This window comes from Polyangium sp. y55x31 (assembly GCF_029946505.1).
Lineage (GTDB): Bacteria > Myxococcota_A > Polyangia > Polyangiales > Polyangiaceae > Polyangium.
Map to the genome: position 1 here is coordinate 309,236 of NZ_JARZHG010000009.1, position 14,691 is coordinate 323,926.

Sequence of the window (14,691 nt, forward strand, 5' to 3'; positions counted from 1 at the left end):
CTGCGTCCGCGGACGCCTACGTCCCGTTCCCCGCGGCGTTCGCCTTCGCCGGCGCAGCCTTGCCGAACGTATACATCGCGCCGAGGCCCACGATCGTCGCGCTCGCCGAGTAGCTCCCACCGTTGATGATGTTCGGCTGCGGCGCGGGGTTCGCCACGAGCGGGCTCACCTGCGGGATCTTCGCTTCGCGTGGATCGACGTCTTGCGAGAACATGATCGCGTGCGCCACCACGAGGTCGAGCCGGACGGGCCCGATGTGCAGGCCAGCGCCGATCGACGGCGTCAGCTTGTTCGAATCGATCGTCAGCACCGAGACGTACTCGTTCGGCACCGCGCTCGTCTCGAAGCGGAGCCCCGCTCGCACGTCGAGCTGCATCTTCCCCACGGGGATCATGTATTCGCCGCCGAGCTGCGCCGAGAACGAGCCCCGGAAATTGCGCGGCAGGTTCACGGGCGGCAGAAGATACGTCTCGGGAAAACCCACCACGTTCTTCAGCGCGACCCCGTTCGGATTCACGCGAATGCTATCGTGGACGCCCCAGTCCTCGTAGGCGAGCGCGAGCTCGGCCCGGAGCTTGTCGTTCGGCCGCGCCTCCACGCCGAACCGCACGTTCCAGGGCAGCTCGAAGGCCACGTCCGCGTCCTCGCCTTCTTGCCGCGCCGTCGCGAACGGCGCCGCCGACGGCAGCCGCGTCCGGATCGTCCCGCTCGACCGCACCCAGAACGGCAAATGCCCGGACAAACCCACCCGCACCTTGGGATGCGGGATGTAAATCAGGCCCGCGTTCGCCGACGGCGCGATGATCGGCCCGACGGCGAGCTCCGCGAGCACGTCCCACTCCGGCTGCTCCGGCGCGCAGAAAAACCGGTCCGGCACGCAGCCCGAAAACACCACCGTGCTCCGGAACGTCCCCGCGAGCACCTCGATCCCCGCGCCGATCCGGAGCTTCGGCGTCGGCGCATACGCCGCATACGCGCCGCCCACCGCGAGGATCGAACCTTCGAGCGAGAGGAGCGAATATCGCTGCGGCGCGGGCTGCCCGTTCGAGGTCTCGGGGTACGTCGCGATGCCCGCGTACGGCGCCCAGAGGCCCACGCCCACGACCCATTGATCGTGCGGGACGAACGAAAATCCGAGCGTCGGGATCGGCAAGAACGGCGCGCTCCCCTGCACCGGATCGAACGTCTTCACGCCCTCGCTCACGGTCGCGCCCGTGTTCGGATCCGTCTGCCGGACGACGGTGCGGCGCGTGTATTCGCTCGAAAAATGAACGTAACTCGCGTCGAGGAGCACGCTCATCCCGGCGTCATAAAGCCCCGCCGGATTGTAGACGACGGAGCCGAGATCGTCGGCGCCCGCGACGAACGCTCCGCCGCGACCGAGCGGGCGCACGCCTCGCTCCGACAGATAAAGGCCCGCTGCTCCGGCGGGTTCGGCGAAGAGCGAAAGAGAGACGGCGGCCAGCGCGCCCAGGGCGAGGGCGCGCTTCCGCGGGGAGGATTTCGTGGTCATTCGCGGGGCCGCTTCTGGACGATGGTGTAGATCTGCTCGAGGCCGCGGGTCGGGCTCGTCAGGAAATCACGCGCGGAGCCGAAGATCGTCTCGTAATCGGGGGGCGCGAGCGGCCCCGGGTTCGCCGCCGCGTCGATGCGGCTCACCTCGGCCACCGTATCCATGATGATCTCCAGCGGCGAGAGCCTCGCCACGCCGTCCACCGGCGCCATCGGCGTCACGAGGTTCGGCAGGATGTGATCCATCACGTGGTACTTGTCGTACGTGTCCGAATTGAGCGCCTTCAGGAGCTGAAGCGCCGCCGGCAATGCGCCCTTGTTCCCCGCCTCGTCCTCGGGCCGCGCGCCCGGGGCCGCCGCATTGAGGAGCGGCGCGATCTCGGTATCGGCGAGCAGCGCTTGCAGGGCGTCCGCGAGCGACGACAGCGTCGCTTCGAGCGCCTGCCCGTCACTCGCGGACGACAGGAGATGATCGAGCAGCCGTTCGAGCTCGCGCCGCGCCGTCTCGTCCTGCCGGATCTTTTCGAGAAGATCCACGAGCGCGGCCACCATCGGGCTATCGAGCCCATCGGCCAGCGATTTGCCGAGCTCTTCCTTTGCCCAGGTGCACGGCGTCCCGTTCTCGCGGTCCGGGCAATGCGCGTTCACCTGCTCGCGGAACACGCGCAGCGTCGTCGCGAGCGCCCGCGGAATGGCCGGGTTCGCGAACTTCGCCGTCGCGCCCTCGCCCTCCACGGCGAGGAACTGATCCACGAGCTGCGAACGTGCCCGCTTCCATTGCCCTTTGCGCCGATCCGCGTCCACTTTGCACGTGTCGTATGCCGCCTGGCAATCGGCGAGCTCCTGCCCCGTCTTCCCGGAGCAGCCGCACGCATTGTCGAAGCGTAGATCCATGCCGTGGAGACCATCGGCAAACAACGTGAACACCGTGTGCTGGGCCTGCGGCGTCCCGTCCACCCACGTCGTGCCCTTGTTCCCCTTTCGATCCGTCATCCCCGCGGCCTCGGCGTACGCAGGGTCGAACAGGATCTGCGCGGTCTTCTCGAGCACGTCGGCGCCCGTCAGCACCTTGCCCGCGTTTGGCCCGCGCGCGACCGTGACCTTCGAGACGTCGCGCATCGCCTTCGAGAACTCGTGCAGCGCCGGCACGATGTCGGTCACGAATGCGTAGGCCAGGATCGGCTCGTACGTGTTCACGCCCGCGCCCGAGCAATAGATCGGGTTCGACTGGGCATCACCGCTCGAATCACACTCCGCGCCGTGATCCGGCCCCGGCCAGTGGCGCTTCAGGATCTCGATGAGGTCGAGCAACATGACCTCGCCGTCGGCGTTGGACGAGGCATTCGCGAACGTGGTCACGAGCGGCCGCAGGTAATCGTAGAAGCCGAACCGTTCGAGGACGAACAGCGTATTCTTTCCGCGCAGCCTGAGGATGTCCGCCGACGTCGAACACTTGCGTGTATCGAGCTGCGTCTGCGGACAAACCACGGTGGGGACGGGCTCGATCAGGTTGGAGATGAAATCGTTCGTCTTCTTGTTCTTGGTATTGCCGCCGAGGATGTAGAGGTCGAGGTCCGGCAGCACGCTGAACTGATCCGACGTCGCGCCGAAGAAGACGAGCCGGTTCAGCGCCTTCGGCTCCGGGTGGAGCGTGAGGCCCGTGATGCCCGACGACTGCTCGAAGAGCCCATCTTTGCTCGTGAAAACGCCGAGGAAGTCGAGGAGCGCATCGAGCTCGCCCGCCTTGATCTTGAACTCGGACCGCTTCGGGTGGTTCGCCGGCAGCACCGAGTCGAGGTAAAACACCGCGAGATTCTCGAACGAGAGCAGCTCGCATTCGTCGTAGCTGCCGATCAGCGGCCACGTCAGCGAAATCCCGCCGAGCGCCGCCTTCACCTTCGCGCCCTGCTTGTTACACGCCTTCACGTTGTTCGCGTGATGAATGATGTCGAGCGTCCGCTCCCAGCACGAGCGGTTCTCCCCCGCGACCGGCTTCGTCCGATCCACGGGCGTCGACGGATCGAGCGTATTGTTCGTCGTGACGTTCCACGCCGGACCATTGAGGTCGTCGTCGTAATACGTCAGCTCGTCGCGGTTCGTCATGAGCCGCATGAGCGACTCGCCCATGTGCGAGACGCCGCCCGTCGGCGTGACGAACGCCGGATCGCCGAACGATCCGATGAGCTTCGCCGTGAGCCCCGGGCGTTGCGTGATCCGCCCCATCACCTGGGCGATCTCGTCCCAGATCGGCGCCTCGTACGGGATCTGCGCGAATTTCTCCTTCCCCTGCGCCGCGAGCGCGTCGTGATCGAGCGCGATCTTCCGGATCTTCAGCGCCGCGCCGAGCAGCCGCGCGAGCTCCTGCTCGTGGTTCTCCACGAGATCGATGAGCCCGAGCACGAGCGCGTCCGACTCCGGATCCGCGAGGATCTGCCCGAGCGCATGCGCGAGATCCGGCAGCGGCGAAGTATCGGCCTTGAAACGCCGATACGGGACACAGCTCGCACACTCCGTCCCCGCGGGTTTGACCTCTTCGGTCTCGAGATCGTAGACCGCGTCCTCGCGATCCCCGAGCAGCATCGTCGCCCCCGCGACCGCGTACATCAAGGTCTCGTGCTCGCTCTGCCACGCGTCCTCGCCCTCGTTCGGCGCGTACTGCGTCGCGTCCACGAGCGGCGCGAGGTCCTGCGCGACCGCTCCGATGAGCGTGCGCGACGTATCGACGTATTCGTACACCTGCGGCTCGGGCCGACCGAACGTGTCCGTGCCCGGCGTCCCTTGCGGGCTGAAGGGCGCGAGCGCGGCGACGGGCACGTTGATGTCCGTCACGAACTGCCCGAACTCGTCCGTGTCCGCGAACCCGTCGCCGTTCGTATCCGCGAACGGCGCGGGCACCGTGCCCGCCTGCCCCGGCACATTGCCGTACGGCACCACGAACCCGCGCCGATCCCGCCGCGCGATCCATGTCGGCGCCGCGGCTTGATCCTTGGCGTACCGATCATTCTGATCGAGCATGATCCGCGAGAGCATCTCGAGCGTCTCCATCGGCCGGCTCGGCTGCGCGGTCGCCGCGTCCACCGTGAGCGGCGCGAGCGGCGCGAGCGTCGGCTTCGCGGTCGCGAGATCACGCTCCACGACGCGGAGGATCTGCGTGAGCTCGGGCGCCATCACGCCCTCGGGCGCGAGCACGTCGAGCGCGCTCCCGAGCAGCGGACGCAGGCGCGGATACGACAGGAGCGGCCGCACGGCGCCGAGCGACGCGCCCGTCGGCCTGTAGCCTTGCCGACCCCAGATCTTCGAAAAAGCCTCTCGCGCGGGCTCGCTCTGCATGAACGAGGCGAAGACCTCGCCGAGCGCGCGCGTCGACGCGGGCACCGTCGGCGTTCCTTGGGGCTCGAACGGATTCGACTCGTAGAGGCGCGAGAGGTTCTGGCTGAACGAGAGGAGCGCGTCGTGCAGCCGCACCTTGTCGCCCTCGGCCTCGGTCGTGACGTCGTCGATCTCGACGTCGGGGAAGATCGCGTTGAAGGCCTGCACGAGATCGCTGCGCCGCCGCGCCATGGCCTCGACCTTGGCGATGCCGAGCGCGCGCGCCTTCTCCTGATCGGGCCCGCTCACGGGCGGCAGGAAGCTCGTATCGACCTTGTCCGCGTAGATGCCCTGGTTCGAGTAGTGGCAGATCGCGTGGTACGAGCCGCCCGTGAGATCCTCGGTCAGCGAGCTCGCGCCGATACGATCGCAGAGCACACCGTACAGATCGTCGCCGAGCGTGGCCTTCGGCGGCTCAATCCGGGTGGTATCGATGCCTTCGTGGCACGACGCGGTCAGAGCGACCGTCGCGGCGAGGCCAAAGGAACGAAGAACGCGGCGCAAGACAGGCGATCGAGTCAGACGAGCGCGCATGGCGACCCTCCCACGAGCTCATTCTACATGAGCCCTGGCTCACCAGGAACGACGTCGTTCGACAATTGTCACGGGCGAGACGGCCAAAGGTTGCTACATCTCGCCGCGCATGACGTTCATCCCCGCGGAACCCGAGGTCCCGGCCGCGCAACACGCATCGGGGCCGCTGGTCATACGTTACGAGGACATTAGCCAGAACGGAAAACTACTGCTCGATGCGATGCCCGTGGTGCTCGGGCCATCGGTATGGCGAGCGGTATGGCAGCAAGGCGCGACGGCTGCACTCGCAGCGGAAGGCGTCTTGCCGATCCTGAGCCGCTTCGTCATCGAGGGTGGCGAGGGCCCGCTGTCGGTGATGTCGGCCATCCAGGGGGAGGGAAAGTTCCAGCTTGCCCATACCGTGGGAGACAATGGAGCGGTCGAGCGGCTGGTGCTCAACATGTGGTGCAACGTGTACGGCGAAGCGGGCCGGACGCACGGGCCTCCGCCGGCGAACGCGGGCGAGCGCCTGCTCGCGGGTCGCGTCTTCGCGGAGCACGTGATCACGCGCCCGTTCGGCCCGCCCGAGGCGCGCAAGGTCACGCGCATCTCGGCGCCGGGTTTGCCCGAGGTGCCGCCCGATCGCTACACGTGGCGACCGCCCGAGGCCTCGATCGAGCTGCCGCCGGGGGCGCGCTGGCTCGACGACGAATTCACGCTCGACGAGGCGCCGGTGATCTTCGGGCTCGACCATACGGACTCGAACCAACACGTCAATTCGCTGGTCTATCCGCGCCTGTTCGTGGAAGCCGCGCTCCGCCGGTTATGGGACCACGGGCGGAAAAACCCGCTCCTCGCGCGCGCGGCGGAGATCGCCTACCGCAAGCCGAGCTTCGCCGGCGAACGGGCGCGGGTCGCGCTGCGCGCGTTCGCGCGGGACGACGCCGCGGGTGTGGCGGCGATCCTGGTGTCGGACGAGGAGGCAGCGGGGCCGATCGGGAAGGCGCGTCCGCGGGTGTTTGCGCGGATCTGGTTTGGCGAGGGCTGACTTCCTCGAGATGCCCTATCCCCTCGACGTTCCAGGGAGTGGGGCATCGGCGCCCGTGAGCAGGAGTTCCAGTCGATCCGCCTCCCGCGCGAGGACAAGCAGATAAAACCGTATCTCCTCCGGCGAGGCTGTGCTCGCGCGACAGAGCACCGTGGCTTCGATCCTCCCCCACCGCGCCACATGCCGGAAGGTGACGACGCGCGTGGCGCGGTTTTGTTGGAGGACGATCCTCGCCAGGTCGGCGTCGCGGATGTTCTGAATCTGCCCGGCACGCGCGACGATCGCCCGCAAAACGAGCGCGTCCCTGCGAGCATCGTGCTCCCAGCGCACCTCGTGCCCTCGCCCTGATCTGGGCCATACGATGGTCACGACGCTCCCTTCCAGGGAGAATCTCGCTGTCTCGTCCGACCGGGCACAGGCAGCTCTTAGAGACCTATCCATCACGTACCGTCGCCCGCTCCTTCTTCAGATCCTCTTCGAACGTCCTGTACTCACGATCTGCATCCGGCAGGAGCATCTGCTCCACGTCGTCCGCACAAAGCGCAACTGCCGCGAAGAGATCGCAGAGCTCCTCCACCTCTGTCGTCGCTGGATCGAGCAAGATATCTCCCTCTACGGTCACCGTGTAGCTCTGCAGGCCCTCCTTCTCCGTGACGAGACAGATGCGGGCGCCCAGTGATTCTTCCTGATGTTGCAGGAGCTCAGCCAGCGCTGTGTCTTCGCTGATCTTGCCAACAGGACTCGTCAGATGCACGAGCGCGCGTCCCTCGATCGGCGCCCCCTCGACATAGAGCAGAAAGGGCTGCAGCCTGACGCCGTTCTCGCCGGGAACGGCTCCGTCTCGAGGACCGAGGAGGCGTGGCCCCTGTCGATACGTCGTGCCCACGCGCGCTTCGCGCTTCTCATCGTGCCAATCGATTCGAATTCGTTTTCCGAGCGACTCGAGAAGCGCCGACAAGCGGTCGACGCACGCCTCCGCACGTTCCTGCCGCTCCCTCGGTTCGATCTTTTGAGCCCCCCGCAAGAGGAGCTTCTCGTCGATTTCGAATTTCGTCTCGAGTAATCCCTCGATGGGTGCCGTATCGCGTTCATCACCGGCGAATGCCTGGTCCACGTGAACCGCCGACTCGCGGCCCCTGCTCCCGAGCTCCTCGCCTCCAAAGGACAGGTGCATGGTTCGGACGAAGCGATTCATTTTCCGGAAGAGCCGCGCCATCTGGAGCCGCTCCACGGTCTCTCCAAGGTATGGGTACTGTGCCTCGAGCTTCTCGTCCGCGCGCACCGGCCGCTCCAGCGCCCCGAGTCTCCGGTGCGTCGCCGAGCCTATCCGATCAATCCGACCTGTCCGCTGCTCCATCTCGGAAGGGTTCCAGGCGATCCCGTAGTGAATGACCTTCGAGCAGAACGTGTGAAGGTCCTCCCCTTCCTTCACCACGTCCGTCGACACCAAGACGAGCGGATACCCCGGCATCCGAAATTGCTTCACGATGCGCGGCGTGACACCGCCGAACATCCCGGCGACCGGGCGCTGCGCCGAGAGCTCTTTGCGCAGCTCCTTGCGTATGGACGCCGTATCCTTGGCCCGCTTCGCCTCCGGGAAGTTGAGGCGGACGATCTCGTCGAAGTTCTGCGATACGCTCGACAGCTCGTACATCGCAGTGAGCCCCCCTCGACCGATCTCGGAGGCGAGGCGGTCACAGTACTTCTTCAGCAACCTCGACACGATGTCGTGGCCGCGCTCGGCTCGCCTCGCCTCGAGCGAGCCGAGCATTTCAGCCGCGAGCGCCCATAACGTAATGAAGGCGTGCCCGAGCCGCGCGGTATGCGAGAGCAACTCTCGACGCAGCTCTCGGTCGAGCGCAAACTTCGCGGGCCCATCGGGCGCCCGTGGAAAGAACACCTGTGCAAGCGCCGGACGCCTCTGCACTTCAGAAAAAAACGTCTGGATCTTGAGATATTCGTCAGGGTCCGGGAAGGAGCTTCGACCCATCCGATCGGACTCCCGCTTCGTGCCGGGAAATCGCAAATCGAGAAGCGCTTCCGCATCCGCCCACCTCTTGAACGAGCGCCGCGCACCCGCAAGCACGACGAGCGCCGCGGCCTGATACGCCTCGAAGATCGCCCGCCGCGGAATTTCGCCCCGTCTCCCCTGCACCTTCGCCGCGGCAAGCTGCCGGAGCCGCTCAGAGAGGCTCGCTCGATCCTGCTCCGTCGCCCGGGAGAGCGCCCCCAGCGGATCCTCGTCCGCAGCGGCACCGAGCAAGAGAATAACGTAGTTTTCCTCGAAGAACGTGCCGAATGGCGAGGAATCTCCCTGAAGCTGGTTGTTGCGGAAGGAAGCGCCGGAGAAACGCTTCTCCGGCCCCTCGCCGCGAAAGAACCACGAAAAGAACGTCACGTCATCGTCTGGATCGTCGACGTCTCCCGACTCGTCCGTGGCGATGCGCGGCGCCGCCCCATCGTCCTCCTCAACGGGAACGACCTCCCCTTCAACGCGCGAAATACCCATCCGGCTGCGGCGCCAGGTACGGTAATCATCAAAAACTTTACCGAGTTCGGCCCGCATGTCCGGGAGTTCGCAGCAAAGCGTCTCCTCGATCCACGCGTCGTAATGGTCCCTGAGCTTATCGCCGAGTTCACGGACGCTAGCGATGCGCCGGACGAACACGAGCGCCTTCTGGCCATCCTCGAACACCGCTCGAAGGCTGTCGACGACGCAATCCATCTTGGGGTGCGGCATGGGCCGCGGGGCCACGTGCTTGAAGTAGGACTTGCGCAGCCCCTCGATGACGCCGACGTCGGCACCTTCCTTCTCGGCATCGGTCTCCGCTTGATCCGAGCCCTCGAAGTTCCCGTCCTCCCCCGAGGCTCCGCGCTTCTTCTTGCGCGCCGTTTGTCCGAAGCTCTCGAACGACGCGAGCATGCCCATCTGAAATGTCTTGTCGAATTTCGGATGCCGGATGACCTCCGCGACCTTTCGCTGGACGAGCGCGACGACCATCCGCTGCTGATCGTCCGGGATCTCGAGCGCTTCGTCGTGTGTCCTCACGCCCCCGCCCCGCCACTCGCGGCGGTACATGTTCTTCGTGTGCTGCACCCCTCCGATATGAAGGCGCGTGAGCCGGCGGATCATGAACTCCTTCGCTCGCTTGTCGGCGTCCTCGCCGAGGAGGGCCTGCGCCTGCTCCCCGAACCCAAACAGCGCGAGCTGACGGTAGAGCTCGTCGTAACTGCTCTCGAGGGGTGTCGCCGAGAGAAAGAGCACCCGATCGAAGCGCTTCCCCCATAATGGAAACGCATCGTGTGCGCCGTCCGGGGCCGAGCCCAGCGTCATTGCGAGCAGGCGGTTGCGCGCCGACACGCGGCCGGCATCGCCATACCCATGTTTCAAGTTGTGCGCCTCGTCCACGATGACGAGGTCGTAATGTGGAAGCAGCGCGTTGATGCTTCGCGCATACGCGTCCTTGAACGCGTCGTTGTCCTGGAGCGAACGCAGGTCGAGGCCCGAGCGTTCGAGCATCGGCCCGAGCCGCACGAGCTGGTCGCGCATCTTCCTCTTGCTCTCCCCCGCCGCCCCGCTGTCGTGCGCGAGCCCGAAGCTGAAGCTCGGAAGCCGCAAGAACGCATCTCGGTCCGGGTTCTTCACGACCTCGTCTGCCCATTCAATCAGGCTGTTGCAGGCGACTGCAGGACGCGCAGGAACGCCGCCGAAGGATTTCACGACGAGGTCCGTGGCGAGATAATTTGTGGCGATGAGATTTTTCCAGTCCTTGATCCACTTCTCCTGGATGTTTTTCTTGGGCGCAATCACGAGAACGCGCAAATCCGGATGCGCGAATCGGAGCATGCACAAAACGCCGAGAGCAACGTACGTCTTGCCCATCCCCACTTCATCGGCAAGGTAGGCAAAATTTTGTGTTGCAAGGATATTGTGGAGGGCCACGGTGCCGCGAAGCTGACCGTCAGCCAGGTCCTGACCGATGGGCCCCTTCGCGTGAAAGTCCAGGAGTTTCCGCGCCTCGGAGAGACCGATTCGCGTGATGGGCTTTCTCATCCCCGGTCCTCCACGTCGTCTCCACGCTCTACACTTCTACGAAACCAGCGATCGAACCACGCAAAGAACCTCCGACGATGCTCGACGTCGTCGAAGGTGAACGTCGCGCGGATGACGTCGATGTTCTGGTCAAGCTTGCTCTCCAACTCTCGACGTCGCTTCGACCGTTCCGAAAGGAAGTCCGAAATGGTGTCGTCTCCCAGCCGGTCGAGGCGATCGAAAAGAACCCGCGCCGACAGGAGCGTGACGTATCGATGCACGCGATCCCCTTTCTCGTCCTCGATGACGTGATTGAGGAGCGCGGGCAGGGTATCGTATCCTTTCCCGAAGAGTAGAAACTCAGCCTCTCTCGGCCGTTTGTCCTTGATGGCCTGAACCACCCGATCTTCGAGGCGAAAAAAGCCTTGGTAGATCCCCGCGACGCCATCGAATAGGCTCTTCTCGACTTCCTTCGGAGTCGCACCTGCCCGCGCCACGGAGCCGCCGAGCGGCATGGTTTCGAGAGAGCGCTCCAGCGCAATCTGTCGTTGCTCTTCGCTGAGCGACGACCAGGCCCGCAAAATGTCCTCCGCCGTCCACCGCACCCCCTCTGCATAGGACGGTTTCTCGGACATACCCATCTCTCGCACGAGCACGATGACCTCCGGGAGTTCATCCGCCTTCGCGGTCACGTACGACGTGCCGCGTAGCTTCTCGCCGATGGAGCGGGATACATCGTCCGGAAAATTTACCCATTGGTTCGCTTTGACGGTCGCGATGGTGGTGATCGGCGCGCCCGCCAAGGAGATCCCAATTCGCCGGGGAATAGCCGCCACCTTCCCATCCCAGAAATAGTCTGCGCGCTGGGTCTCCCAGTTATAACGGAGATACAACGGAAGAACGATGGGCTCGTCCACGTCGTCCCCGGCGTCGGCCTCCTCCGGGTCCGTGAAGGCCTTGGGCCGCGCTCGTCCGAGTGGCAAAAGCAAGGGACGCGGGCCCTCGGCGTACTTCTCGAGAACGAGGAATGCCGCCTCCAGGTTTCCCTTCCGGTTGCTCCCGTGCCCCGCGCTCGTCATGTTCACCGAGCCGACGAGCGAGTATTCTCTGCCGTCCTGTACCAGGATCCTGTAGAGCTTCGCGTGCACACGGCGAAGAGCCGCCTTCGTATCCTTTTCGGACGACCTGCGATGCTGGGCCGGCAGGTCCGACCAGGTAGCGATGCTCTTGACGGCCTCGAAATACTCCGCGGAGCAAGACGCCTTGCCCTCGTCGTCCGTCGGCAGGTAGACACGAATTTCTGTAGGAGCGAGGGCGTCCGCGAGCGCACGAAGGGGTGCTGCGTCCGTGTCATCGAAATAGGGCGATACGACTTCCAGCCCACACCGATTCCGTACGCCCCGAGCCAACACCTCGCCAAGAAACTCCGTGAGCTCGTTCTGTCCAACGAAGAGCCGTGTCTTCTTGCGCTCGTCAGGCAAAAGCTCGCGGACAAACACATCGATGGTGTCAAGCGCCGTGTGTTCTTCGCCTTCTGGTGCGTCGCTCCGGATTGCGCTCAGCAAGTGGCGCAGGTCGTCCCGAAATGAACATCTCGCCTCGGCCGCAACCTCTTCGATGTGGAAGCACTCGAGGTTGGTGAAATATCCGGGCTCCGTGAGGTTGGCCGAGGACACGCAAACGACGAGCCTTCGTGGCCGCTTCGCACCATCTCCCTCGACAAGGACGAGGACGACCTTCGGGTGGAACTTCGTCCCTCTTCGCCGAACGACCGCGCGGTACGTCACGCCGAGGCGCGGCGAGGCGACCTTGTCGAGCCCGGCCGGATCATAATAGACCGCGACCTCGGTCATCACGTCGCGCAAGGCATTACCAACCTCGATCAGCCGCGCGCGAGGATGATGCGAAAACGTCCTGTCCCAGAGGACAGGGAGCACGTTCTCCTCGAAAAACGCCGGCTGAAACGCGTAGGTCGTGAAGGCCGCGGCCACGACGCGGCCCTCGCCGATGGCGTCACGGAGCGCATCGCAAAGCGAATTCTCGGGAATGGGGCTTTGCATCAAGCACGCCCCACGACGGAGCGACCGATCGCCTTCAAGCTGTTCAGGAAGTAGGAGTTCGTCCAGAGATCCGGCATCTCGCTGCGCGAGGGGAGCGAGGGCCAGTCATCACCACGGAAACGGACGTCGAGCTTGCCGCGGTCGATCTTCACCCACGGGGCCGCGCCCCCTCGCGCGTTCATGACGGCCTCGTTCTGCTCGAGCACGAGGCGGATGGCGTCGCTATACTTCCCAGCCTGCATCGCGCTGCCCGCGTCGACGATACGCCCGCGGGCCTTGTCCGAGGCCGCGTGATCGAAAATCATGATCGCACCTCGCGGCAACGCTTCCGGCTCGAGATGAACGAGCCCTTTTCCCCATGTGTCCTCCACATCTTTCGCGACCGCCTTCACCGAGCGGCCCCCGCAGCGCATCAGATAACCGAAGAGCCGCGCCACCGCGCCGAGGAGCGGCTCGACGTCGCGGATGTACGAGAGGCGCTCGGCAAGCGCGCCGCGCCCCGCTTTCTCCGCACGATGCTCAAGCTCGCGGAGGTCTTTCATGCCAAACCAACTGTTCCACGGCACGCGCTTCGAATCGTAGACCTCGGCCATGGTCTCCCACAGCTCCGATTGCCGCGCCCGAACGACCGGAGGCATGCCCTCGCCGCCCTCGACGAGCGTCTTCATGTAATAGTCTCGCTCTTCTTGTTCGACCTTCGGCGCGAGCTGTCTTGCGAGCGTGGCGGCGCAAGCCCTGTGCTTGTTGTACGGGTCGAAGGTCGCGGCCTCCTTCTTACCAATGAGATCCTCGATCTCCTTCCTGAAGCCGCGAAGCTTGCCTGCGTGGAAGAGCTCGACGAAGTCCGTTGCGTCGGGCGTCAGCTTCTGCGCGTAGGTGTCGAAGATGCCGCTCTTGCGCGCCGCTTGACTGTACAAGCCCCACAAGCCGTAGGTTCGCTGATCGCTCAAAATCTGATGCGCGGGGTCCGCGGAGATCTTCACGCTTCCCCCGCTCGCAAGGCGGTCCTTCACCCGCTCGATTCCACGCAGCTCTCCCCTGAGTCCTTCTTGTCCTGCTGCGTGGCGGCTGTATGCCGCGAGCTGCTCGGCCCGCAGGAACAACGAGAGACGTGCTCCCTCACTCACTCTCCCGCGCTCAACGAGGCGATCCACAAAATACATGCCCAAGACGAGCGTCGTGAACCCACGTAAGGAGGTCGTGACCGTCGTCAGGTTTCCTACGACTTCCCGCCCGAAGGCGCTCCAGATGGGCTCGATGCCGAGCGGATCCCGAGATCCCTTCACCTTCGCTCGATCGTCGATCTTCGTGAAAAAGACCATGCTGTGGGTCACCGCCTCCTCAACAACAGCGCGAGCCCAAACACGGCCCCCAGCGTCAGGATGATCGTCGCCCCGCTGGCCACGTTCGCGTGGTACGAAAGAATCAATCCAATCGACGACCCGATCGTTCCGATCGCAATCGCCAGAAGCGCCACCCGCCCGATGCTCCGGCCCACCATTTTCGCCGTCGCCGCCGGGATCACCACGAACGAGCTCACCAGCGCGATCCCCACCGTCTTCACGGCCACCACGATCACCACCGCCGTCAGCGCGAGCAGCATGTAATCGAGCGCGGCCACCTTCACGCCCGACAGCGCCGCGAGCTCCGGGTCGAACGTCGCATACGCGAGCTTCGTCCACGTGAACGCGAGCAAGACCGCCGTCACCACGCCGACCACGCCCACCGTGATCAGATCATCCGGTGATATCGCGAGAATGCTCCCGAAGAGCACCGTCTCCACGTTCACTTGCGGCCCGTCCGTGGACCGGAGCCCGAGGAGGAGCACGCCGAGCGCGAACGACACCGCCGAAAACACGCCCGTCGCCACGTCCCCGCGCAGGCTCCCGCGCCTGAGGACGTAGCCGATTCCGAGCGCGATCAGCACCGTGAACGGCAGCGCCACCCACGTCATTCGCTCGAGCGACACGCCGAGCAAAAGGCCGAGGGCGATGCCCCCGAACGCCGCGTGCGCCAGGCCGTCGCCGATGAACGACAGGCCCCGCTGCACCACGAACACGCCGATCATCGCGCAGAGACCACCCACCACCGCGCCGGCGATCATCGCCCGCTGCATGAAGGGCACCAGCAAGGGCTCGAGCAACGCGTCCACGAAC

8 protein-coding genes are annotated in these 14,691 nt (G+C 65.2%); 2 read left to right on the plus strand and 6 right to left on the minus strand.

Going from position 1 to position 14,691, the window contains the following annotated elements; genetic code table 11:
• Window positions 1–16: 16 nt before the first annotated feature.
• Both QHF84_RS19085 and QHF84_RS19090 read right to left on the minus strand, forming a co-directional pair.
• The gene (locus QHF84_RS19085) at window positions 17–1,513 is read right to left on the minus strand and encodes an outer membrane protein transport protein (protein ID WP_281314756.1); all 1,497 of its coding nucleotides are present in this window, start codon (window positions 1,511–1,513) and stop codon (window positions 17–19) included.
• Window positions 1,510–5,415: a hypothetical protein gene (locus QHF84_RS19090; RefSeq protein WP_281314757.1), complete on the minus strand. Its 3,906-nt coding sequence runs from the start codon at window positions 5,413–5,415 to the stop codon at window positions 1,510–1,512. Before QHF84_RS19090 ends, QHF84_RS19085 begins: the two co-directional genes overlap by 4 nt.
• A gap of 109 nt (window positions 5,416–5,524) precedes the next feature.
• Between QHF84_RS19090 and QHF84_RS19095 the strand changes: the two genes are divergently transcribed.
• The gene (locus QHF84_RS19095; RefSeq protein ID WP_281314758.1) at window positions 5,525–6,442 is read left to right on the plus strand and encodes a hypothetical protein; all 918 of its coding nucleotides are present in this window, start codon (window positions 5,525–5,527) and stop codon (window positions 6,440–6,442) included.
• A gap of 433 nt (window positions 6,443–6,875) precedes the next feature.
• On the opposite strand, the gene QHF84_RS19100 is transcribed toward QHF84_RS19095, so the two are convergent.
• The gene (locus tag QHF84_RS19100; protein ID WP_281314759.1) at window positions 6,876–9,371 is read right to left on the minus strand and encodes a helicase-related protein; all 2,496 of its coding nucleotides are present in this window, start codon (window positions 9,369–9,371) and stop codon (window positions 6,876–6,878) included.
• Window positions 9,372–9,395: 24 nt separating this feature from the next.
• Between QHF84_RS19100 and QHF84_RS19105 the strand changes: the two genes are divergently transcribed.
• Window positions 9,396–9,731 carry a hypothetical protein gene (locus tag QHF84_RS19105; RefSeq protein WP_281314760.1) on the plus strand — a complete coding sequence of 112 codons (336 nt, stop codon included), beginning with the start codon at window positions 9,396–9,398 and terminating at the stop codon, window positions 9,729–9,731.
• 761 nt (window positions 9,732–10,492) lie between these two features.
• Here QHF84_RS19105 and QHF84_RS19110 read toward each other — a convergent pair.
• From QHF84_RS19110 to QHF84_RS19120, 3 genes are all read right to left on the minus strand, one after another.
• The gene (locus QHF84_RS19110) at window positions 10,493–12,151 is read right to left on the minus strand and encodes a hypothetical protein (protein WP_281314761.1); all 1,659 of its coding nucleotides are present in this window, start codon (window positions 12,149–12,151) and stop codon (window positions 10,493–10,495) included.
• A gap of 383 nt (window positions 12,152–12,534) precedes the next feature.
• Window positions 12,535–13,869, minus strand: coding sequence for a hypothetical protein (locus QHF84_RS19115; protein ID WP_281314762.1), 1,335 nt, complete (start codon window positions 13,867–13,869; stop codon window positions 12,535–12,537).
• Window positions 13,866–14,687, minus strand: a complete 822-nt coding sequence (locus tag QHF84_RS19120) for a metal ABC transporter permease (protein ID WP_281314763.1) — start codon at window positions 14,685–14,687, stop codon at window positions 13,866–13,868. The genes QHF84_RS19115 and QHF84_RS19120 overlap by 4 nt, the downstream gene beginning before the upstream one ends.
• Window positions 14,688–14,691 lie beyond the last annotated feature (4 nt).

Excerpts from the sequence above, each read along its gene's own strand:
- QHF84_RS19085 (WP_281314756.1), bottom strand. The coding sequence starts at position 1,513 with ATGACCACGAAATCCTCCCCGCGGAAGCGCGCCCTCGCCCTGGGCGCG.
- QHF84_RS19090 (WP_281314757.1), bottom strand. The coding sequence starts at position 5,415 with ATGCGCGCTCGTCTGACTCGATCGCCTGTCTTGCGCCGCGTTCTTCGT.
- QHF84_RS19095 (WP_281314758.1), top strand. The coding sequence starts at position 5,525 with ATGACGTTCATCCCCGCGGAACCCGAGGTCCCGGCCGCGCAACACGCA.
- QHF84_RS19100 (WP_281314759.1), bottom strand. The coding sequence starts at position 9,371 with ATGGGCATGCTCGCGTCGTTCGAGAGCTTCGGACAAACGGCGCGCAAG.
- QHF84_RS19105 (WP_281314760.1), top strand. The coding sequence starts at position 9,396 with ATGCCGGATGACCTCCGCGACCTTTCGCTGGACGAGCGCGACGACCAT.